17 protein-coding genes are annotated in these 22,870 nt (G+C 42.7%); 1 reads left to right on the plus strand and 16 read right to left on the minus strand.

Going from position 1 to position 22,870, the window contains the following annotated elements:
* Positions 1-51 precede the first annotated feature (51 nt).
* The 15 genes from B2727_RS18915 to B2727_RS18985 all read right to left on the minus strand — a co-directional run bounded on the left by B2727_RS18915 (position 52) and on the right by B2727_RS18985 (position 19,240).
* Complete coding sequence (locus B2727_RS18915; RefSeq protein ID WP_033134511.1) at positions 52-612, minus strand: TPM domain-containing protein; 561 nt, start codon at positions 610-612, stop codon at positions 52-54.
* Positions 606-1,676 (minus strand): TPM domain-containing protein, encoded by a 1,071-nt coding sequence (locus B2727_RS18920; RefSeq protein ID WP_241345201.1) that lies wholly within the window; start codon positions 1,674-1,676, stop codon positions 606-608. Before B2727_RS18920 ends, B2727_RS18915 begins: the two co-directional genes overlap by 7 nt.
* Positions 1,677-1,712: 36 nt before the next feature.
* Positions 1,713-2,303 (minus strand): LemA family protein, encoded by a 591-nt coding sequence (locus B2727_RS18925; RefSeq protein WP_033132630.1) that lies wholly within the window; start codon positions 2,301-2,303, stop codon positions 1,713-1,715.
* Positions 2,304-2,480: 177 nt separating this feature from the next.
* Positions 2,481-3,371 (minus strand): metal-dependent hydrolase, encoded by an 891-nt coding sequence (locus B2727_RS18930; protein ID WP_032865077.1) that lies wholly within the window; start codon positions 3,369-3,371, stop codon positions 2,481-2,483.
* Positions 3,372-3,485: 114 nt separating this feature from the next.
* Complete coding sequence (locus B2727_RS18935; protein WP_033132631.1) at positions 3,486-4,895, minus strand: MFS transporter; 1,410 nt, start codon at positions 4,893-4,895, stop codon at positions 3,486-3,488.
* A 181-nt stretch (positions 4,896-5,076) separates the two neighbouring features.
* Positions 5,077-6,498, minus strand: a complete 1,422-nt coding sequence (locus B2727_RS18940; RefSeq protein WP_033132632.1) for an FAD-dependent oxidoreductase — start codon at positions 6,496-6,498, stop codon at positions 5,077-5,079.
* A gap of 71 nt (positions 6,499-6,569) precedes the next feature.
* Positions 6,570-11,048 (minus strand): glutamate synthase large subunit, encoded by a 4,479-nt coding sequence (gene gltB, locus B2727_RS18945; protein WP_171248642.1) that lies wholly within the window; start codon positions 11,046-11,048, stop codon positions 6,570-6,572.
* A gap of 453 nt (positions 11,049-11,501) precedes the next feature.
* Positions 11,502-12,365, minus strand: coding sequence for a hypothetical protein (locus B2727_RS18950; RefSeq protein WP_033132634.1), 864 nt, complete (start codon positions 12,363-12,365; stop codon positions 11,502-11,504).
* 19 nt (positions 12,366-12,384) lie between these two features.
* Positions 12,385-13,467, minus strand: coding sequence for a 3-dehydroquinate synthase (aroB, locus tag B2727_RS18955; RefSeq protein WP_033132635.1), 1,083 nt, complete (start codon positions 13,465-13,467; stop codon positions 12,385-12,387).
* 20 nt (positions 13,468-13,487) lie between these two features.
* Positions 13,488-14,048, minus strand: coding sequence for a shikimate kinase AroK (aroK, locus tag B2727_RS18960; protein WP_005201348.1), 561 nt, complete (start codon positions 14,046-14,048; stop codon positions 13,488-13,490).
* Between the two features lie 19 nt (positions 14,049-14,067).
* The gene (pilQ, locus tag B2727_RS18965) at positions 14,068-16,203 is read right to left on the minus strand and encodes a type IV pilus secretin PilQ family protein (protein WP_162180557.1); all 2,136 of its coding nucleotides are present in this window, start codon (positions 16,201-16,203) and stop codon (positions 14,068-14,070) included.
* 61 nt (positions 16,204-16,264) lie between these two features.
* Positions 16,265-16,792, minus strand: a complete 528-nt coding sequence (locus tag B2727_RS18970) for a pilus assembly protein PilP (protein WP_005201352.1) — start codon at positions 16,790-16,792, stop codon at positions 16,265-16,267.
* A gap of 2 nt (positions 16,793-16,794) precedes the next feature.
* Positions 16,795-17,535: a type 4a pilus biogenesis protein PilO gene (locus B2727_RS18975; protein ID WP_033132637.1), complete on the minus strand. Its 741-nt coding sequence runs from the start codon at positions 17,533-17,535 to the stop codon at positions 16,795-16,797.
* A complete protein-coding gene (locus B2727_RS18980; RefSeq protein ID WP_033132638.1) occupies positions 17,532-18,182 on the minus strand; it encodes a PilN domain-containing protein in 651 nt (216 codons plus the stop codon). Before B2727_RS18980 ends, B2727_RS18975 begins: the two co-directional genes overlap by 4 nt.
* The gene (locus B2727_RS18985) at positions 18,182-19,240 is read right to left on the minus strand and encodes a pilus assembly protein PilM (RefSeq protein WP_004803903.1); all 1,059 of its coding nucleotides are present in this window, start codon (positions 19,238-19,240) and stop codon (positions 18,182-18,184) included. Before B2727_RS18985 ends, B2727_RS18980 begins: the two co-directional genes overlap by 1 nt.
* A 162-nt stretch (positions 19,241-19,402) precedes the next feature.
* Here B2727_RS18985 and ponA point away from each other — a divergent pair, with 162 nt between their 5' ends.
* Positions 19,403-21,997: a penicillin-binding protein PBP1a gene (gene ponA, locus B2727_RS18990; RefSeq protein WP_033132639.1), complete on the plus strand. Its 2,595-nt coding sequence runs from the start codon at positions 19,403-19,405 to the stop codon at positions 21,995-21,997.
* Positions 21,998-22,012: 15 nt separating this feature from the next.
* Here ponA and B2727_RS18995 read toward each other — a convergent pair whose 3' ends face one another.
* Positions 22,013-22,831 (minus strand): putative RNA methyltransferase, encoded by an 819-nt coding sequence (locus B2727_RS18995; RefSeq protein WP_005201360.1) that lies wholly within the window; start codon positions 22,829-22,831, stop codon positions 22,013-22,015.
* Positions 22,832-22,870 lie beyond the last annotated feature (39 nt).

Raw genomic sequence — 22,870 nt, forward strand, 5'->3', positions numbered from 1 at the left:
TTGATTTTAAACAAAACAACAAGCCCTATTTTTAAATGACAAGATCGCGTTTTAATTTAAAATAATTGGTTCATTCGGCAATTCATTTTGATCGTCCAGATCTGTTTTTACATAATACTGATCTAATACCTGTCCAATTTCAGTAACCCCTTTATTCACGGCCTGTAAATATTGCTTTTGAGCTAACATCTGTACAATGTTTTGGCAAATCCCATTCCATGTTTCAGTCGGTGTGGCATTTTTTAAACCGCGATCAATCACAATTTCGACTTTGCGCTCGCATAGATTGAGATAGAGCAATACACCACTATTCAGTTCAGTATCCCAAACTCCCAGTTCAGCAAACAGTTGTTGCGCGCGTAAACGGGTATTTTGATGGTAAGCCTGTGAACACGGAATGTGTCCTTCAATCACCACCTGAATCTCCCCCACATGCCCCTTTTCCGCTTCGTGTACTGCTTTGGCAATCTCGACTCGATCTTGCTTATTGAAATAACGATGCGCCGACGAAACATAAAGGAAATGCTTGAACCAGCGTTTTAAACTTGGCTGTACATGCTCATCTAGTTTAGGCTGAGTAATAATCTGTGTTGTATCTGTCTTGGTTACCATGAGCCTGATGCTCCTCCCCCGCCAAAGCTACCGCCGCCACCACTATAACCACCGCCACTGCCGCCGCCAAATCCACCTCCGCCGCCACCGCGACCACCACCCGATAGAAAGGCTTGGAAAATCAGTTGCGCCAACGAGGTGATCAATAAAAAGAAAATCCCAACACCGAGCAATAAGCTCATCACCAGACCCGCACCGTTGACCAAACCTGCAACAGTTGCAGCCACAGCTGCGGTGGAAGCACTTAAACGATTACCGACAATAAATGAACCGACGACACCAGCTACCAGAATGAATAACGCCATAGTCAAAGTATTGTCTTTAGCCTGCTGTGCTTGTATCGCTTGTTCATGTCGATCTTTCAATTCTTGTGCGGCTTGCTGCGCAATCTCTGGGTCTAAGTTAACAATGCGACTAATTTCATCTAATCCCGCAGAAATACCTTGTGCGTATTGCCCCTGTTTAAAGTAGGGTGTGATTTGATTGCGGATAATCCGACTCAATACCACATCAGGCAGTACGCCCTCCAAACCATAACCCGTCAAGATCTGGATATTACGATCATTGACTGCAATCGCCATCAGTAAGCCATTATCACGTTTTGCTGAGCCAAGCTGCCATTTTTCACCAGCACGCAAGGCAAAATCAAAAATGGCTTCCTGCCCAGTGGTTGGTACGATAATCACCCCGATTTGCGCTTTGCCTTGCTGATACAGACTGAGAATTTTCTGATTGAGTTGCTGCATTTCAGCAACACTCAATACTTTGGCCTGATCAATCACGGGTTGATTTAAAGTTGGCAAACCACGAATCGATTCGCCCTCTGCCATGTCATTGACCACTTGGGGCAATGCAGGAGTTTCAGCATTTGCCAAGGCTGGTGTAGTCGTCGTTTTATTCTTTTGCTGTTCTTGAATAATTTTACCCGCAACAAGCACATCACTTTGATCAGTTGCGGTCGCGACTTCAGCCCAAACCGTATGTTGGAAAAACAGTGTCGCAAAAATAATGGTTAAAACAGCTAAGATTCGCTGCTTTAAGCTCTGCTTAAACACGTTCAACATACGGTAACTCCTCACAGTTCGAAACAATTTCAGATATTAATTAAATGAAACTGTTGGCGCTTGCTGTGCAGACTGTTCCGCTTTAAAGTTTTCTTTGGTTTTCATGCCAATGACTTTAGCCGTCAACGCTTGAGGGAATTGACGGACATAGCCGTTGTAATCTTGAACCGTGGTAATATAACGGTTACGCGCAACCGCGATACGGTTTTCAGTCCCTTCAAGTTGTGCTTGTAAATCACGGAATTGCTCATTGGCTTTTAAGTCAGGATAATTTTCTGAAACCGCAATCAAGCGCGATAATGCACCCGTCAATTGGCTTTGCGCTTGTTGGTATTTCTCAAATAGCGCTGGATCTTCCAACACTTCTTTATCAACTTTTAAGCCCGCAACATTAGAACGTGCTTGTGTGACTTCAACCAAAACCTGCTCTTCATGTTTGGCATAACCTTTCACCACATTGACCAAATTCGGCACAAGATCGGCACGGCGTTGATATTGGTTTTGAACTTCAGACCAAGAAGCAATCACAGCCTCATCTTTGACTTGCAGAGTGTTATAACCACAACCTGTAAATAACAGTGTGCTTGCCAATACAGTTGCCAATGCGGTTTGTTTGATGATTTTCATAAAAATTTATCCTCAAGTTTTTCTTTATATTTTTGCGATAATTCATTGTAATGAGATTTTTTGTCGGCTGTGTAACATTTATTAACGTTGCTTTATCTGAATTTAAATAAAAAAGGCATTACTCAAGAACCTTGATGTAATGCCATGCTAAGCAACTTTAATGGTATTGGATGATGATTAACTATAAATTTTAGAAGCAGTTTCTTCTTGGAAACTTGCCATCCCATATTCATCTGCCATGCGTGCTTTCCAGTAATTCACCAATGCAGTGTAATCGTGTTTTGCTGGATGAAAATCAGCTTGATAATAAGATAAATACTCAGGAATCAACTGTAATAGCATTTTACTCAGTAAATACATACCAAACAGATTGCCACCCAATTTCGGTAAGCTCTTCCATTTATCCTGCCAGATCAACCGCGTGGTCGCATAAAACGTCAGGCTGGCAAAGCCTGTCGTCACACTCCGCATCAGTAAACGGCGAATACGATCATCGCCATATACTTCTTGGTAAACATCAAATGCCACCGAACGATGCTCGATTTCTTCAATTGCATGCCAGACCCAGAGCTTCATCGCATCATCATCTAGTGTACTGAGTATTTCTGGGTGTTTTAAAATATAGCCACCTAACATTGCAGTAAAATGCTCAAAGGCACAGGTCAAAGCCAGTTGCAATTTCGGGTGAATATTTCGCAGCATATCATCCCGTTTCGCCAACCACGCCTGAAAACGATCAAGATTATAATCCTCACGTCGCCAAGCATCGTTAAACTCGGTATGTGCTTTGGAATGCATCGCCTCTTGCCCAATAAATGCCGCAATCTGCGCCTGTAGTTGAGGATCTTGCACTTTATCTCGGACATTACGCACACTATTCACAAAATACTGTTCTCCAATTGGAAATGTTGAAGACAGTGCTGTTAATAGATGTGACATTACTGGAGAATTGGCAAAATAATGACGTTTGATTTTTTTCGGATTAAATTGCAAACGTCGTACTGTAATTCCCAATGCTTTAGGGCGATTTAAATAATTTTTTTCCACATTCACATTTGCAAGAGCCATCTCGATTGCCTGCATCATTTCCTAGCCTGAGTTCGAGTATTGCGCTGGGAAAATGGCAAAGACAGGGCAAAAAAGCTTATAAAGTTTGCCAAAACTACCAAAATGATGACTGGTCTATGACGATGAAATCGGTGCGACACATTCTTCTTGTTTAATTTTTCTCAAGCTCCATATGGCTGCAATAAACAGTCCGCCCATGGTGGCAACCACACTATGAAAAGCCAATAACTGGGCCTGAGCCATAGAATAATGCAGTGTTTCAACGGTCCATTGAATAATTAATGCTGTCAGGGTCCCCAATACTGCAATGCCAAAGGTCAGGCCAAGCTGCCTGAGCATATTTAATATTGCCGCGGCAAAGCTGGCATCTGCCTGCAATACTGCATGCAGGCTCAAGGTACTCGAACTGGGTACAATCAATCCAATGCCTGCACCCATCAGGCCACTTAAGCCAATAAACAACAGATAAGATGAATTACTCTGGAAACTGACCATCGCGATCAATGCAACGCCTGAGATCAGCAAACCAATCCGAAGCAATGACAATGCTCCATAACTTTGCTGCAAGCGACCAAACCAAATGGAAACCACGGCCTGCATTAGGAATTGCGGAGCGATTAACCAGCCTGCTTGCGCTGCACTTAAATGAACTTGTTCCTGATAAAACAAAGCAAAGACAAATAAAGAGCTATAGCCTGCAAATCCCAATAAAAATGAAATCAGGTTAAAACGCAAAAAAATGCGGTTGCGAAATAAATGACGTGGCACCAGAGGGTGCGAGGCTTTATTTTGATGTCGAATAAAAATCAGAGCAAAGACAATCGAGATGAGAAAAGTAAAACTGATCAAATAACCGATATGGGCCTGCTGTACCATGATAATGCTATAGGTCAATGTTGCGATTGCAATCACGCTATAAATCAACCCTAAATAGTCAAAACTTACTTTTTGCTGACTTGAATCTGGTTCAATCCCTTTCCAGCCTAAAAACAAGGCCAATAATCCAACGGGTAGATTTAACCAAAAAATACTCTGCCAGCCTAGATAATGCACCATTAGGCCACCCATCAGTGGCCCAACAATCAAGGCAAAAGCACTGAATGAACTCCAGTTGCCAATTTCTCGTGCCTTGCGATTGGCTTGGGTAAAGTGATGTACAATGATTGCAAGGGTTAAAGGAATCAGCATCGCCCCCGCAATGCCTTGGATCACTCGCCCAACAATCAATAAGCTAAAATCTGGCGCAGCGGCACAAATCACCGAGCCAAAAATAAAGATCACGACACCGACTAACCATAAGCGTTTACGTCCCAACCATTGGCTTAAAGCCCCCACCGCCAACATTAAACTCGACATACTCAGCGCATAGCTATCAATCACCCACTGTAAATCGGCGAGATGACTATGGAACTGTGTCTGAATTGCAGCTAAAGCCAGATTGACACTGCTTAAATCCACCAAGCAGAGAAAGGTACTGGTATACAGTGCGGCAATTAACAGCCTGTCATTGAGTTTCGATGTCATTATTTTATCCACCCAACACAAAATAAGAATTATTATCATTAACAGCATAGCAAGGTATTGACTGCTTGTTAAAGTTTTTATTTTCTTAGTTCATAAAAGCAAATATCATCAACCATCGACAAAATAAAAAAGCCCAAGCACGAGGCTTGGGCTTTTAACAACTTAAATATCTAAAATCGGTTTAGACACCAAGATAATCCAAGATACCTTCAGCAGCTTGACGACCTTCCCAGATCGCGGTTACAACCAAGTCAGAACCACGAACCATATCCCCACCTGCAAAGATTTTTGGATTCGAGGTTTGGAATTTGAATTCTTGCTGTTCTGCCGCAACCACACGACCTGAACCATCTAAACTCACATTCGCACCACCGAACCAATCCGCTGGACTTGGACGGAAACCAAATGCCAATAATACGGCATCCGCTGGTAGAACTTCTTCAGAACCCGGAATCGGTTCAGGGCTACGACGACCACGACTGTCAGGCGCACCCATTTGTGTGGTTACAACCTTAACGCCAGTCACTTTGCCATTTTCACCAACAATTTCAATTGGCTGACGGTTGAACAGGAATTTTACACCCTCTTCATAGGCATTCTTCACTTCACGTGCAGAACCTGGCATGTTGCTTTCATCACGACGATAAGCACAGGTCACATCATGTGCACCTTGACGCAATGAGGTACGGTTACAGTCCATCGCAGTATCACCACCGCCAAGTACAATCACCTTTTTACCATCGACACTGATGTATTCGCTTGGATCTTTTTCCCAACCTTGGCAACGATTTACATTGGCAATCAAGAAATCCAGAGCATCATGCACACCATTGAGATCTTCACCCGGGAAACCACCTTTCATATAGGTGTAAGTTCCCATTCCCATAAATACAGCATCGTATTCAGTCAGAAGTTGTTCAATCGTTACGTCAACACCAATCTCGGTATTTAAACGGAACTCAATGCCCATTCCTGTGAAGATTTCACGACGACGTTTCATCACATCTTTTTCCATTTTAAATTCTGGAATACCAAATGTGAGCAGACCACCGATTTCAGGGCGTTTATCAAATACCACTGGTTTTACGCCACCACGCGCAAGAATATCTGCACAGCCTAAGCCTGCTGGACCTGCACCAATGATCGCAACTTTTTTATCAGTCCATTTAACCCCAGACATATCTGGACGCCAGCCTAATGCAAAAGCCGTATCGTTAATATATTTTTCAGCATTACCAATGGTCACTGCACCAAAACCATCGTTTAAGGTACAAGCACCTTCACACAAACGGTCTTGTGGACAAACACGACCACAGACTTCTGGCAAGGTATTGGTTTGGTGGCAAAGTTCAGCTGCTTGGAAAATTTGACCTTCTGCAATCAGCTTTAACCAGTTTGGAATGTAGTTATGTACAGGACATTTCCATTCACAATACGGGTTACCACAGCCTAAACAACGGTGGGTCTGATTCGCAGCCACTTCCGCAGTAAAAGGTTTATAAATTTCCACAAACTCTGCCTTGCGGACAGTAATATCTTTTTTCTCTGGATCTTGGCGTGCTACATCCAGAAATTGAAAGTCATTATTCAGGCGCTCTGCCATGTCTCTCTCCGTGGGTAGGCGCAGCGATGTCCCTCATCTCTGCACCTGCCTATGTCTATGCAGTCGTGGAATTATTGTGGATCGGCTTGTGTTGTTTTCAAAAGCGTTTGTAAATTAGCAGCTTTTGGTTTTACCAGCCAGAACTTACGACTATAGAAGTCGAACTCATTACGGATCTTGTAAGCCCAAGCACTACCCGTCTCTTGGATATGTTCATCAAGAATACGCAGTAAGTTTTCTTTGTGGTCTTCCATCGCCTCAGTAGAGATACGATTCAGATCAATAAGTTCGTGGTTATAGTAGTCGACAAAGTCATTATCAAGGTCAAGTACATAAGCAAAACCACCGGTCATACCTGCACCGAAGTTATGACCCACTTTACCCAATACTGTTACCACACCACCCGTCATATATTCACAACAGTGGTCGCCCGCACCTTCAATCACAGCAAATGCGCCTGAGTTACGTACCGCGAAACGCTCGCCCGCAGTTCCCGCAGCAAAGACTTTACCGCCAGTCGCACCATATAAGCAGGTGTTACCAATGATCGCAGTATTTTGCGTTTGGAATGGCGAACCTTTTGGTGGGAAGATCGATACTCGACCACCCGCCATACCTTTACCGACATAGTCGTTGGCATCACCTTCCAGTTTGATATGCAAACCACCTGCGTTCCAAACCCCAAGCGACTGACCTGCTGTACCAACAAGGTTCATTACCACTGGGCTGTTTTCCATACCCAAGTTGCCATAACGACGTGCAATTTCACCTGAGATACGTGCTCCAATCGAACGATCACAGTTACCTACGGTGAAGTTGAATGAGCCACCAGCGCCTGCTTCAATTGCTGGTAACATCTCTGCCACCATTTTCTCCGCCAACACACCTTTATCGAATGGTGCATTGCCTTGAACTTGGCAATATTGTGCCTTGCCTTCAGCAGCAGGATGCGACGTTAATAGTGCACTGAGGTCAAGATGCGCGTGCTTGTCTGTTTCACCTGGTAAAACTTCAAGTAAATCGACACGACCAATCAAATCTTTCAATGATGCAACACCAAGTGCAGCTAACCATTCACGTGTCTCTTCAGCAATAAACTTGAAGAAGTTGATCAGCATTTCTGGCTCGCCAATATAATGCTCTTGACGTAAATGGTCTTGTTGCGTTGCAACACCAGTCGCACAGTTATTTAAGTGACAAATACGCAGGTATTTACAGCCGAGTGCAATCATTGGCGTCGAACCAAAACCAAAGCTTTCAGCACCTAAAATTGCTGCTTTCACCACATCTAAACCTGTTTTCAAACCACCATCAGTTTGAACACGGACTTTACCACGCAAATCGTTCACACGAAGTGCCTGATGCGCTTCACTTAAACCAAGTTCCCATGGCGAACCTGCATGGTGAATCGATGACAGCGGAGATGCTGCTGTACCACCGTCATAACCAGAAATGGTAATGAAGTCTGCATAGGCTTTTGCAACACCTGCAGCAATCGTTCCAACACCTGGCTCAGAGACCAATTTCACCGATACCATCGCTTGAGGATTGACTTGTTTCAAGTCAAAGATCAATTGTGATAAATCTTCAATTGAATAAATATCATGGTGCGGTGGCGGTGAAATCAAGGTCACACCTGGTACTGAGTAACGTAAACGCGCAATTAAGCCATTCACTTTACCGCCTGGTAACTGACCACCTTCACCTGGTTTTGCACCCTGTGCAACTTTAATCTGTAATACTTCTGCAGAGGTTAAGTACGCAGGGGTTACACCAAAACGACCTGATGCAATTTGTTTGATTTTCGAGTTACGAATCGTGCCATAACGCGCAGGATCTTCACCACCCTCACCTGAGTTTGAACGACCGCCAATGGTATTCATGGCAATCGCAATGGCTTCATGCGCTTCTGGTGATAATGCACCTAAAGACATACCCGCAGAGTCAAAACGTGGAAGAATATCTTCAATCGTTTCAACTTGATCCAATGCAATCGAATCCGTGGTTTTGAGCTTAAATAAGTCACGAATCGTTGCAACAGGACGGTTATTCACCAACTCTGCATATTCTTTAAAGTCTTGGTATTGACCTGAACGCACCGCTTTATGCAGTGAGTTAATCACGTCTGGGTTGAACGCGTGATACTCTTTACCAAATACGAATTTAAGCAAACCACCTTGATCAATCGGCTTACGATTTTGCCAAGCAGTTGTAGCCAATTTCTTCTGGTCATTTTCCAAATCAGCGAATGTTGCACCTTGGATACGGCTTGGTACGCCAAGGAAACATTTATCCACCACTTCTGAAGATAAACCGACTGCTTCAAATAATTGACCACCACGATAAGACGCAACCGTAGAGATTCCCATCTTAGAAAGAACTTTGAGTAAGCCTTTCTCAATCCCTTTACGGAAGTTGGCTTGCGCATGGATTGGGTCACCCAATAACTCGCCTTTCGCAACCAAGTCATTGATCACATCATAGGCCAAGTATGGATACACCGCAGTTGCACCAAAGCCTAACAAAACTGCAAATTGGTGTGGATCACGCGCAAAACCAGTTTCAACTAAAATATTTGCATCGGTACGCAAACCGGTTTTAATTAAATGATGATGCACAGCGCCTGTTGCCAATGCAGAGTTTGCAGGCAAGAAACCTTCACGCAAGTTCTTATCGGTGAGCACAATCAGTGTTTTACCATCACGAACGGCTTGGGCCGCTTCTTCACAGATGCGTGCAATTGCCGCTTGCAAACCTTCAGCTTCTGCATAGTTCAGATCGATATCAACAACGCCATAGCCTTCACGTTCTTTTTCAACATCACGAAGCTGCTGCATTTTCGAATTTGACAATACAGGGCTAGAAATGATGATACGGTCCGCATGTTCTGGGCCTTGCTCAAACACGTTCTGTTCACGACCCAAACAGGTTTCCAACGACATTACGATTGATTCACGTAATGGATCGATCGGTGGATTGGTCACTTGCGCAAACTGTTGACGGAAGTAGTCAGACACATGGCGGACTTGGCGGGACAATACTGCCATTGGCGTATCATCACCCATCGAACCCACTGCTTCCTGACCACTTTCTGCAATTGGACGCAATAACTGATCGCGCTCTTCAAATGTCACCATAAACATTTTTTGCGCAGCTTTTAATGCATCACCCGTTAAGCCTTGATCAAGCAACTGCTCTTCAAGCTGTGGATTGGCTTGTAAACGGATGGCGTGATCACGCAACCATTCACGATATGGACGCATGTTTTTAAGATGGTTGCTGACATCTTTGGTATCCAACACTTTGCCAGTCAAAGTATCAATCACTAAAATTTGACCAGGCCCTACACGACCTTTAGATACCACATCTTCAGGTTCATAGCCCCACACCCCAATTTCTGATGCGAGCGTGATGTAATCATTCTTGGTGATTACCCAACGTGCTGGACGTAAACCATTACGGTCAAGCATACAGATCGCATGACGGCCATCTTGAATCACGAGCCCCGCAGGACCATCCCACGCTTCCATATGCTTCGAGTTAAACTCATAGAACGCACGTAAGTCAGCATCTAAAGTCTCAACGTTTTGCCATGCTGGTGGAACCAACATACGGAGTGCACGGAACAGGTCCATACCACCACCGACTAAGATCTCAAGCATGTTATCCAAGCTTGATGAATCCGAACCAGTACGGTTCACAATTGGATTTAACTCAGTTAAACCTGGTAGTAAAGGGTTTTCAAACTTTGGTGTACGTGCCAATGCCCAATTACGGTTTGCAGTAATGGTGTTGATTTCACCATTGTGCGCCAAATAACGGAAAGGTTGTGCCAATGGCCAACGTGGTAAGGTATTGGTTGAGAAACGTTGGTGGAATACCACAATATGTGATTTTAAACGCTCATCCGCCAAGTCAGTATAGAAGTCAGCAATGGCCGCTGGCATCATCAACCCTTTATAGGTGATAACAGTCGTTGCTAACGTCGTCACATAGAAAAGTGGATCATTTTGTAATTGTTGTTCTGCACGACGACGAGCCAAGAAGAGCTTACGGTTAAACTCAACTTCAGTTAAACCCATCGGGCAGTTCACGAGGATTTGTTCAAATGCAGGTAAGGATTGTAGTGCAATCTCACCCAAAGCATCATTATTGGTAGGTACAACACGCCATGCTGCAACAGTTAAACCTTCAGCAGCAATTTCTTTATTCAAAATATTTTTGGCATTTTGTGCTAAAGCAGGATCGATGTTTAGGAATACCGTACCAGCAGCAAAAATCTCAGTCAGGTTACTGCCTAATTTCTGTGCTTCTTCACGGAAAAATTGTTTCGGCATCGCCAATAACAATCCGCAACCATCTCCTGTCTTACCATCCGCGGCAATACCACCACGGTGCGTCATGCAACTTAAACTGTGAATCGCAGTTTCGACCAGATGATGGCTTGAGTCACCCTTCATATGGGCAATCAGACCAAAACCACAGTTATCCTTAAACTCATCAGGCTGATATAAACCTTGAGCGGGAGCTACAGTATTAGGCGATGGCATGTGCATAGCGTACCCTTCTTTCAACATGGCTCTTTCGAGCAACAAACAATCAATTCATTTTCTGCGATATTGCCGATTAACTCATACAAAGTTCAATGCTTCGCGAAAACATTTTTCATGGCGAATTTGCAATATACGTCTTTCCTTTACGAGATTGCACCCTATAAAGTGTTTTCAGTTATTACACCTTCACCTAGGTTTGTAAAGCACAAAAACTTTCCATTTCACCCAATTAATGAACTGTTTAGCACAAAACAGGGCAATGAGCAGACAAATTAGCACCACAAAAAAGCAAAAAACATGCCATATATGCATGTTTTTACTAAATCATTAAAAAAGTTAAAATAACATCAAGATATGAAGAAGAATGCACTCATTTTTGCGCACAAAAATGCACCAAAAACTTCCACGATGCTATAAAAAGAACCACAAACGCACAATTATGGTGCAATTTTAATTAAAAGGGTCACTCACTTCACGCTTAGAAGCATCTGAATTTTCTTTTATTTTTTCAGCAGTTGCAGGTGGTTTTGGTACCGATTGGGTCTGTTTTACATTAACGACATTACCCTGCGCATCACGCTGTGTAACTGTGGTCTTCACCGCCGATGGTTCCGTGCTACGTACAGCAGTTGTACTCTGAGACGCGCCGCTTCCCATCAGTAAACTCTCATCCACTCTAGGCAATGCCGCTGGTCTTAACTGAACTGCATAAAGTTGATTGGTTGCTGATTTCATTTCGTCAGCACCTAGATCATTCACTAAGGCAGTATAACTTGAGAATTGATGAGCCGTTGGCTGAACAGATTCTGGTAGGGTTAGATTTAATTGCGAAAATTGACGGCTTGCATCTTCAGCATTCGTAAATACACCATAGCTGAGAACATATTGTTCAACCTGATCTTCACCACTCAAACGAAAATACACGAACTTTCTGCGATCTTCACGGTTCAATAGAAAATTTTTAACAATTGCTTCATCTGAACTACGGAAAATTTCCATGGTCCATCGCTGCTGATTTTCTTTAATAAATTTAGTACCACGAAATTCAGGTGCATGATCATTGGAAACAACGACACGTGTTGTTAAATCCAAGGGCTTAACTTCATCCGAAAGAGCGCCTAAATGTGCTGTTGCAGCAACCTTTTCTGGCTGAATTTGGACTTGAGTTTCAGTTTGGGATGGCTGCTCTTCTTTGACCAACACTTGACTATCGGTAATACCCCAAAATATCAATGCAGCTATTAAACAAGCGACGGCAAAAACCAGCCAGCTATATTGTTGAATATTTTGCCAAATTGATCGTGATACAGCCATGCTTTTCCCAAATGATTAATTATGCAGATTGATTTGCAAGAATAGATTGTTTCATCAGCTCAACATCAAAATCTTTAGTAATCACTGCTTGCCCTAATTTCTTCAGTAAAACCAGGCGCAATTGACCATTTAAGACTTTTTTATCGTGCGACATATAAGCCAAGAATTCATCTAATGGAATTTTCGGACATGATATCGGTAAATGAGCACGTTGAATGATATTTTTTGTACGTTGCAGATCTTCCGCAGAGATCCAACCTAAACGCTGCGACAAATCTGCAGCCATCACCATCCCTGTTGCTACTGCCTCACCATGTAACCATGTGCCATAACCTAGATAAGATTCAATTGCATGACCGAAAGTATGCCCAAGATTGAGCAACGCACGCTCACCCTGTTCTTTTTCATCATTAGCTACAATACGTGCTTTATGTGCACATGAACGAAAAACTGCTTCAGCCAATAGATTTGCATCACGAGCAACCAAAGCATCCATGTTTTGCTCTAACCAAACAAGAAAATCAGTATCACCCAATAAGGCATATTTAATTACTTCAGCCAAACCTGCAGACAGTTCACGATCAGGCAAGGTATCCAGTTGTGCCATATCTGCTAGTACCACTTGTGGTTGCTGGAAAGCACCCAACATATTTTTACCTAAGGGATGGTTAATTCCCGTCTTACCACCGACACTGGAATCTACTTGTGATAATAACGTGGTGGGCACTTGCACAAAGTTCACACCGCGTTGGAAGCAAGCGGAGGCAAAACCCGCCATATCACCAATCACGCCACCACCTAAAGCCAATACCGTACAATCACGGTTAAAGCCCGCTTCGAGCAGAGCATCGAAAATTAAATTCAAGTGCTGGATATCTTTATATTTTTCACCATCAGGCAAAATGCATTGCGCCACTTGTTTATCCAACTGGGTTAATGCATTCACATAATGTTCGAGATATAACGGTGCAACAGTGGTATTGGACACTAACATCACTTGTCGGCCATGTAGATACGGCTCAAGTAAACTTTTAGGATCTAAATGGCTGCCAATAAAGATCGGATAACGACGATCACCTAACTCAACATGTAACGTTTGCATAAACTTAAACCAACCAGAGACTATTTAACTTGTTTAGATAAAATGACGTGTAAAATACGTTGCGCTAAATCCCGTGCTGCACCTTGATTTGTTTCAATTATATAATGTGCAACCTCACGATATAAAGGATCGCGGATCGTCAATAGATCACGTAATTTTTGCTCTGGATTTTCGACTTGTAATAATGGGCGATTTTTATCGCGATAGGTTCGCTGTAGCTGTAGCTCTACAGGCGTATAAAGATAAACAACGATACCGCGTTGTTTTAAAAATTCACGATTCTTCGCTTGAGTAACAACTCCACCACCGGTCGCCAGCACCAATAATGGACGGGAAGTGAGATCATTTAAAACATTGGTTTCACGCAAACGAAATCCTGCTTCCCCTTCTTTTTCAAAAATCCATGGAATGGTCGCGCCTGTTTTGCGTTCGATCTCATGATCACTATCAATAAAATCTCGGCCTAACAATTCTGCTAAATGTCGGCCAACTGTTGTTTTCCCTGCCCCCATCGGCCCTACCAAATAAACATTTGGTAGGGTTTCAAACGCTTTGCTTGGCAACGCGCCACCTATATTCATTGCAATTATTGAAAATATATTAATGATTTCTGGTCAAAGTGTCATTAACAATTCTCGGCGTCACAAAAATAAGCAGTTCACGTTTATTATCTGTTTTGCGCTCTCTACGGAATAATTTACCTAAATAAGGAATATCACCCAAGAAAGGCACCTTTGTCTGTGAATTAATATTCTCTTGTTCGAAAATACCGCCGAGAACCACCGTTTCACCATTATCAACCAAAACATTGGTATCAATTGAATTTTTATTAATTGTCAATTGTCCTGTTGGTGTTGGGTTACTTGGTGAATCCTTAGTAATATTCAACTTCATCATAACTTTACCCTCAGGCGTAATACTTGGGGTAACATCTAGACTTAAGGTTGCATCGATAAACTCGGTTTTCGGCACCGCATTCGCGCCTCCCCCGGAAGAAGATGCGTATGGAATTTTAGTCCCCGATTCAATTTTTGCAGGTTGTTTATCTGCAGTCATGACTTTTGGTGTCGATATCACTTCACCATAACCGTCCGCTTGGACCGCTGATAACTCGAGATCCAACATAAAATCAGAGAGACTAATCAAACCGAAAGCGATACGACTTGCACCAGGTGTCACCGCACCTAAATCCACATTGAGATTATCTGGGCGCTCAATCTCATATTTCCAACCGCCAGTATCACTATTCTTTTGCGGATCACGTAAATTCCATAAGGTATTATTACTACCGCCAACCAAAAGATCATTATTATTGGTAATCCCTTGCGATAGAATCCCCCATTTCACCCCCATCTCTTTGGTAAAGTCGGTACTGGCACTGACAATACGTGCTTCAATCATGACTTGCTTAACAGAAACATCGAGTAAATCGACCATCTTGCGGATCTGATCAATTTTCTGTGAAGTATCATTCAGAATTAAGGTGTTGGTGCGTGGATCAACCGAAACTGTACCTCGTGGGCTGAGTAACCCGCCTGACAATGTATCATTGCTTACTAAGCCAGAATTACCATTACTATTTGTATTAGCATTCTTACCTTGCGTAATCAACTTCTCAATATCAGCCGCTTTTGCATAGCTCAATTGAATATATTCGGTTTGCAAAGGCGCAAGCTTCACACTTTGTGCAATGGCTTTGGCTTCTTCTTCCTCAGCCTTAATCAACTCAGAAACAGGTGCAATCCAGATCACACTACCATTACGGCGTTTATCAAGATTTTTGGTTTTTAATACAATATCTAAAGCCTGATCCCAGGGTACATCTTTTAAGCGCAAGGTAATATTACCTTGTACCGTATCTGCCGCGACCATATTAATGCTGGTAAAATCAGCCAATAGTTGTAACACTCGACGCACTTCAATATCTTGGAAATCTAAAGAGATTTTATTCCCTGTATACGTTTGTGTCTTGGCCTTGGCTGGAGAGTTATCTATAGGGCGTTTCAGACTAATAGTGAGCTTATTCTCTGCCTGATAAGCCATATACTCATAGCTTCCAGCAGATTGAATAGTAATCACACCATTGCCTTTATCATTATAAGCATCAATACTCGCCACAGGTGTTGCGAAATCATTGGTATTTAAACGACGGGCTAAATGTGTCGGAATTTTATTCCCTGCTGTACGCACCACAATTTTACTGCCTTGTTGTTGTACATCCACAGGGGTGTTGTTACCCAGCAAATCAATCACAACCAAGCCTTCACCTTGGTTGCCTCTTTGGAAACCAATATTGGAAACGCCTTGCTGTACCTGACGCACAGCGGCAATAGTTGTATTTATCGCAGCAGGTTTGGCTGAGTTAATTTTAAGAACAAAGGTATTACCTTCAACACGTGTTGTGAATGCACCCGCATCTTTTAAATTCACAATCACACGTGAGCGCTGATCGTCCGATGCAACCTCAATCGAACTCGCTTCAGCGGTTGATACTGGAATCGAGTTTTGCTTTAGACCCTGTTGTGACTTATCAAAGTCAAGAATCAAGCGAGCAGGTTGTTCAAGTTGATACGCCTGTGGTTGTGGTGGAAGGCCATTAAACATCACACGAATTTCCGTGCCCTGATCACCCAAACTCATTGGTACGATATTGGTCATACTCACTTGCGCTGATGCCACTTGCATCACCGCAATCGCAATCGCACCCATAGAAAATTGACGGAATGCATGATTCATGGTCTTCGCTTCCCCAAATAAAGAATCTTTAAACTGTTTTTTCATTTTTATTCCCTTAATCTTACGGCGCTGGTCCAATTAAAACGAGTGTACGAGGTCTCTCGACATAGCCTTCTCGACCATCAGGTACAATCTCCACCAAATCGATTTGGGTTGGGCTAATTTTAATAATACGCCCTTGATTCATACCCAAATAACTTCCGACTTGCACACGTTCAATTTGACCGTCTGGTGTCTGAATCAGAGCAATGGTATTGCTGGTTTTACCGCGCATACTGCCCTTCATATTCAACGATTCCAGCGCATAACTCTCTAAAGGCTGTGGCTGGCGATTAAAATTCGGATAAACCCGTTTCCCCGCCATAATCTTCAATTCAGCAGCCAATGAGCTTGGCATAAATGGGCTTTTAAGTTGATGAGCTGAATAGTTAAACAATGGCACAGGGGTAAAAACTGGTGCTGGCTCAATTGGCAAAGGTGGCTGATTACGAATGTCTGCCATCTTCTGATTCACCGCATCAATACGCGAATCACACCCCACCAAAGTCGCCCCAATGAATAAACCCAGTAATAATTTATAATTATTCACTACTATTTTCCTCCTTGCGCAGGTGGAGTAGTTGCTTGCGCTGTACCAGCACTTGCAGCATTATTTGTTTGCTCATCCGCCCCAACATAACGATATGTTTTTGCTTTAACGGTATAGTTCACCACTGGAATATCAGATTTCTTCTGGGTATCTGTTGTTGCTTCAACCGTAAAATCATGCAAGGTCACGATACGTGGCAAAGCGGCAATGCCTGTCACAAAAGCACCAAAAGCATGATAATCGCCTGTTGCATCAATACTGATTGGCTGTTCAATAAAGAACTCTTGCTTCACTTCACTCTCAAGACGAATATTTTTAAATTTCAGCCCTGAATTCACACCGGTTAAGTTAATGTCCTCAACCAAGCTTGGAATTTCAGTCTCTTTAGGCAGTTGCTCTAACTGTTGGTTAAAGTTAGCTTCCATTTCTTGCAGTTGCGCTTGATATTGTTGCAGATTACGCAATTTTGAATCTTTTTCTTTAAACTCATTCAACAAACTTTGTTCTTGAGCTTCGGCGTTTGCAATCGATTCAAGCTGAGACTTAATCACCACAAAATAACCCAATGCTGCAACCGCCAAGAAAACAAAAATCCAGCAGGTAATTTTGACCGATAATGGCCAACTGCCATAGTTATTCATATCCAGCGTATTAAATTGTTGGAAGAATTGGTCTACCGTCATTTTCTTTTTCTTCACAGCAACGGTGTCTTGATTTAAATCATCCGATTTATCTAACTTCATTTTGTCACCCCTACTGCCCCTGATGCTGCAGCGTCTGACGTTGGTGCAGCATCAGCAGTTGTCCCGATTTCACCTAAATCCACAGTGACAACAAAGCTTCCATAATTTTCCTCAACACGAGGCACCAAAGAACTTGCTGTTTTGTCTTTATTTTTGTTTTCATCCACGGCAAGGAAGGAATTCATAAAGGCATTGCGATACCAAGGAGAAGCTTCTAGATTACGTAGAAGTTCAGCCACCGTATTTGGGCTTTCAGCTTTTCCTTCAATCGTGAATTTATCCCCAGTACGACTAAACTTGGTTAAGTACATGGTTGGAGGAGTCACTCGTACCAACTCATCAACCAAACGTACCGTAACAGGACGTTGTCCTTGCAAACCTTGAATCAGTTTCATGCGTTCAATAATCGCATTACGTCGTTCTTGTAGGCCATCCAATGCTTTTAATTGAGTATCTAAATTCTGATTGGTACTCACAATCAGTTGATTGGCTTGTTCCTGATCATTCAATTTATGATCAAAATACATCCACCCCGAAAAAACTGATGCAACCCCTAATGCAGCAACCCCAACACAAAATGCGACAAACTGTTTCTTTCTTTGTTCTCTTAGCTCATCACGCCAAGGGAGTAAGTTAATCTTTGCCATTAATCAAAACTCCTCAATGCCAAACCACATGCAACCATCAAAGAGGAAGCATCGTTTTCAATTTTTTTAATATCAATTTGGGGAGAAAAACCCATTTGTAGAAATGGATTGGCAATGGTGACACGATAACCGAGTTTTTGTTGTAATAGCTTAGCTAGGCCTGGAATATTGGCATTCCCACCAGCCAGTAAAATATGATCAATTTCATTGAATTGAGAAGATGAAAAGAAAAATTGCAGTGAACGCGCAGCTTGTTGTACGACGGCGTCCAAGAAAGGTTCTAGGACTTCTGTGTCATAATCATCGGGCAAGGTTCTTTCTTTTTTAGCACGACCAGCTTCTTCAAAAGAAAGGCCATAACGACTCTGAACATCTTGGGTCAATTGGCGGCCACCAAACACTTGCTCACGTGTATAAATGATCTTGCCTTTTTGCATGACAGATAAGGTCGTCATAGTATGACCAATATCCAAAATGCCCACCGTATTTGCGCCCATTGGTAGCGTATCTGCAAACACACTGAACGCACGTTCCATAGCATAGCTTTCAACTTCTGCAATTTTTGCAGTTAAACCCGCCAGTTCAAGCACTTCTACGCGCGTGTCTACATTCTCGGTGCGCGTTGCAACCAAGAGCACATTTACCCGGTTTGGATTGGCCAAACGATCAGGTAAAACTTCAAAATCTAGGCTCACTTCATCTAATGGGAACGGAATGTATTGCTCAGCATCCATACGAATTTGAACTTCTCGTTCTTCATCCGTCATGTCAGCATCCATCTCGATGATCTTATTAATGACCATCGATGTCGGTACTGCAATCGCAACATTCATGGTGTGAGGATTTGCAAGGTTGACCACTCTCTCAAGCGCATCCCCTACCGCCTCTGGATTCAGTATGCTTTTTTCAACCACGCTGCTTTCAGGCAATGGCATCACTGCATAACTTTCAACCCAATATCTACCGTTCTTTACAGAGAGCTCCAATAATTTAACAGTTGTCGAACTAATATCGACACCCGTTAACCCCTTATTTGGTTTACGATATAACCTGAGCACAGTACTTTCCTATTTATTTTTTTATCCCCAAAAATACAACACACTAATTTGTTTTGGTCTTTAATTGCTACGGATACAATAACTCATCTAACAATCCGCATGTCTAAAGGATATACTGACCACAATTAGTTTGTCATTCGCTCTTATTAAAACTTACTTATTATGAAAAAGCTATCCAGTTCTGGTATTGTTCGCCCATTTTTTTTGATCATTATTATTATCTTAGTCTCACTTCCAATGGGATTTTATGGCATGTATCTCTATCTCGCACCTTCATTGCCAGATATGAGTTCACTTAAAAAAGCGCCTTTACTAAAACCATTGCAAGTTTACACGGCGGATAATCAGTTAATTGCAGAATATGGCGGAAAATTATCCATTCCAGTTAAGTATGAGCAGATTCCTCCAACCTTTATTCATGCTTTTTTAGCAGCGGAAGACTCATCCTTTTTTGAACATAATGGTATTAGTTTTAAAGGGCTTGGGCGAGCACTTACTGAATCTGTTACAGGGTCTGATGTCCAAACTGGGGGCTCAACCATTACCATGCAGGTGGCAAAGAACTATTATTTAAGCCCAGATCGAACACTTCGACGCAAACTAACTGAAGTGTTTTTGGCACGAAAAATCGAGCAAAACTTAACAAAACAAGAAATTCTAGCGGCCTATGTGAATAAAATTTTCTTAGGTAAAAATGCCTATGGTATTGCTGCTGCGGCACGTGTCTATTACAACAAAAATATTGGCGAGCTGACCACAGCACAAATGGCAATGATTGCAGGTCTACCTAAGGCACCTTCAAAATATAATCCAGTGGTTAATCCTGAGCGTGCACTTGAACGTCGCAACTGGATTTTAGGACGTATGTTACAACTGGGCTATATCAACCAAAATCAATACCAACAAGCTGTTGCAGAGCCCATCAACTTAAATATGATTGATCGTTCGGTCAGCAACGTATTCCCCTATGTCGGTGAAATGGTTCGTTCAGAACTGGTTGAACATTTTGGTGAACAAGCGGTTGACTCAGGTTATAAGGTGTACACGACCGTTGACAGTAACCGTCAACGTTATGCCGAACAATCCATTCAAGATGGTTTAGAGGCTTATGATCGTCGTCATGGCTGGCGTGGTCCCGAAGCACATGACAAACCACTCAAACAGTTTATTGCTTATGCAAACACTTATCCTGCCCAAGTGGTCAAGGTCAATAACAATTCTTTTGATGCCTTGATGCAAGATGGTTCAACAGTAACGGTCAACTGGTCAGGGATGTCATGGGTTCGCCCGTACCGCAATGCCAATAGCGTCGGTGGAGCACCTTCGAACGCCTCACAAATTGTCAAAGTCAAAGATATTATTCGTCTACGTCCAAATGAAAGCAAAACGGTTTGGTCTTTGGTTCAAGTCCCAAAAGTCCAAGGGCAACTGATTGCAATCAACCCCAATGATGGCGCAATTGAAGCCGTTGTGGGTGGTTATAACTTTTATCAATCTAAATTTAACCGCGCAATACAAGGTTGGAGACAACCTGGTTCTACCATTAAGCCTTTTGTCTACGCATTGGCTTTGGAACGTGGCATGACCCCATACAGTATGGTCAATGACAGTCCAATTACCATTGGTAAGTGGTCTCCAAGAAACTCTGATGGTCGCTATTTGGGTATGATCCCTTTACGCCGTGCGCTTTATTTATCCCGTAATACCGTTTCAGTGCGTTTATTACAAAACGTGGGAATTGAGCGTACCCGTCAACTATTTATGGATTTTGGTTTACAAGAAGATCAGATTCCACGTAACTATACCATTGCATTAGGTACACCGCAGGTACTGCCAATTCAAATGGCAACAGGTTATGCAACTTTTGCCAATGGTGGTTATCGTATTCAACCGCACTTTATTACACGTATCGAAGATGCAGCGGGTAAAGTGATTTATGAAGCAAAGCCTGAGTACGCGTGTATTCCATGTATCAACAATCCAAATACCAAGGCCGAACAGCAAACAGTGAAAGCTAATGAATCTAAAGACAAGGTGACAGAAGTTAGCAACCAAACTTTAGATGAAATCTCTGCTGCTTCTGAAGCACAAATAGTGCCTGCTGATGCTGCACAAACAGCAAAAGCCAATAGTGATTATCGTCAAGCACAACGTATTTTAAAATCAAGCTCGGCTTACGATATGGCCAACATCTTACGAGATGTAATTCAACATGGTACTGGTCGAGCTGCACTTAAAATTGGTCGTGATGATCTCGGTGGTAAAACAGGAACAACCAATGATGCTAAAGATGCTTGGTTCGCAGGTTTTAATGGGAACTTAGTTGCAATTGCTTGGGTCGGTTTTGACCAACCGCGCACACTGGGTCGTCGTGAATATGGTGGCGTTGCTGCACTTCCAATCTGGACCAACTTTATGGGCAAATCTTTAAAAGATACCCCATCAGCTTGGGTGCGTTTGGATAAAGAAGCGAAAGATCCAATCTCTCGTGATAAGTTACAAATCCAGCAAAGCGAAGATAAAAAAGAGTATCGGGCCTCTCCACCATTGGCGCGCCCACTTTATCGCCCTGCACCACCTGCACCAGTTCGCTCAACACAAAATGATTTCTCAGACCTCCCTGGAACAACACCAGTGACTGACGAACAGCCTATTGTCCCAGCGAAAAAGCAACCGCCTGCAATGGGTTCAAATTCACAGAACCCACCGCCAAAAGAAAAGGATGGGATTGAGCATTTGATCAATCAAATCCAGTAAATAAAAAAGAAGCCATCACATTGATGGCTTCTTTCTTTTTTGGAATAGATAAATCTGAAAGGCGGCAGTCACTGCAAATTGCTGTGCTTGCTCAAGTACTTTACGTCGTTCAGGGTTTGCTTTATAAGCATAAGGCGTCATCGCAATTAAATTCTTTAATGCTTGTTGATCCAACTGTAGCGGTGCTTCAACAATCTGTGCCTGTTTTAACTCAAACTGAGCATCTAGCTGTTCTACAAATTTTTGTGGTTCATGCAAATTCACTTGCTCAAACAATGCCTCACGTAAATCATAAAGATGTTTAGGTGCAGGTGTTGCCACAATTAGATAGCCATCATCACGCAAAACTCTAACGATTTCATCTTGTGGAATCGGACTAAATAGACTGGTACAAATGTCAATGGAATGATCTTGCACGGGTAAGGTTGCACCTGTTCCCACCACCCATATGACCTCTGCATTTAACTTTGCTGCGCGCTGGACGGCTGTTTTGGCAATATCCACACCGATACACTGTTGGGTATGTGCTTGCATGGCACTGGTGTAATAACCCTCACCACAACCAATATCTAGAACGGCTTGAGGTTTAAGTTGCTGTAGAATTTCAACTACAGCTTGCTGCAAGGGCTGATAAAAACCTGCTTGTAAAAATTCACGACGTGCCAGCACTGACTCAGGGGTATCCCCTGGACTTTTACTATGCTTATGCTGCACCACGTGTAAATTAACATAGCCCTGTTTGGCTACATCATAGTGATGTCCTTTTTCGCAACGCCAAGAATTCTCAACCAAATTCAAGGATTGGCGACAAACAGGACACATCAACAAACTCATCTATTTTCTCCAAACATAAAAAAAGCTGGTCAATACCAG

The organism is Acinetobacter sp. UBA991, from assembly GCF_002292065.1.
Lineage (GTDB): Bacteria > Pseudomonadota > Gammaproteobacteria > Pseudomonadales > Moraxellaceae > Acinetobacter > Acinetobacter higginsii.

Coding starts and splice junctions, on each gene's coding strand:
- pilQ (WP_162180557.1), bottom strand. CDS start 16,203: ATGAATCATGCATTCCGTCAATTTTCTATGGGTGCGATTGCGATTGCG.
- B2727_RS18940 (WP_033132632.1), bottom strand. CDS start 6,498: ATGGCAGAGCGCCTGAATAATGACTTTCAATTTCTGGATGTAGCACGC.
- B2727_RS18930 (WP_032865077.1), bottom strand. CDS start 3,371: ATGGCTCTTGCAAATGTGAATGTGGAAAAAAATTATTTAAATCGCCCT.
- B2727_RS18935 (WP_033132631.1), bottom strand. CDS start 4,895: ATGACATCGAAACTCAATGACAGGCTGTTAATTGCCGCACTGTATACC.
- B2727_RS18915 (WP_033134511.1), bottom strand. CDS start 612: ATGGTAACCAAGACAGATACAACACAGATTATTACTCAGCCTAAACTA.
- B2727_RS18950 (WP_033132634.1), bottom strand. CDS start 12,365: ATGGCTGTATCACGATCAATTTGGCAAAATATTCAACAATATAGCTGG.
- B2727_RS18925 (WP_033132630.1), bottom strand. CDS start 2,303: ATGAAAATCATCAAACAAACCGCATTGGCAACTGTATTGGCAAGCACA.
- aroB (WP_033132635.1), bottom strand. CDS start 13,467: ATGCAAACGTTACATGTTGAGTTAGGTGATCGTCGTTATCCGATCTTT.
- B2727_RS18980 (WP_033132638.1), bottom strand. CDS start 18,182: ATGGCAAAGATTAACTTACTCCCTTGGCGTGATGAGCTAAGAGAACAA.
- ponA (WP_033132639.1), top strand. CDS start 19,403: ATGAAAAAGCTATCCAGTTCTGGTATTGTTCGCCCATTTTTTTTGATC.
- B2727_RS18995 (WP_005201360.1), bottom strand. CDS start 22,831: ATGAGTTTGTTGATGTGTCCTGTTTGTCGCCAATCCTTGAATTTGGTT.
- B2727_RS18975 (WP_033132637.1), bottom strand. CDS start 17,535: ATGAAGTTAGATAAATCGGATGATTTAAATCAAGACACCGTTGCTGTG.
- B2727_RS18920 (WP_241345201.1), bottom strand. CDS start 1,676: ATGTTGAACGTGTTTAAGCAGAGCTTAAAGCAGCGAATCTTAGCTGTT.
- aroK (WP_005201348.1), bottom strand. CDS start 14,048: ATGAATATAGGTGGCGCGTTGCCAAGCAAAGCGTTTGAAACCCTACCA.
- gltB (WP_171248642.1), bottom strand. CDS start 11,048: ATGCCATCGCCTAATACTGTAGCTCCCGCTCAAGGTTTATATCAGCCT.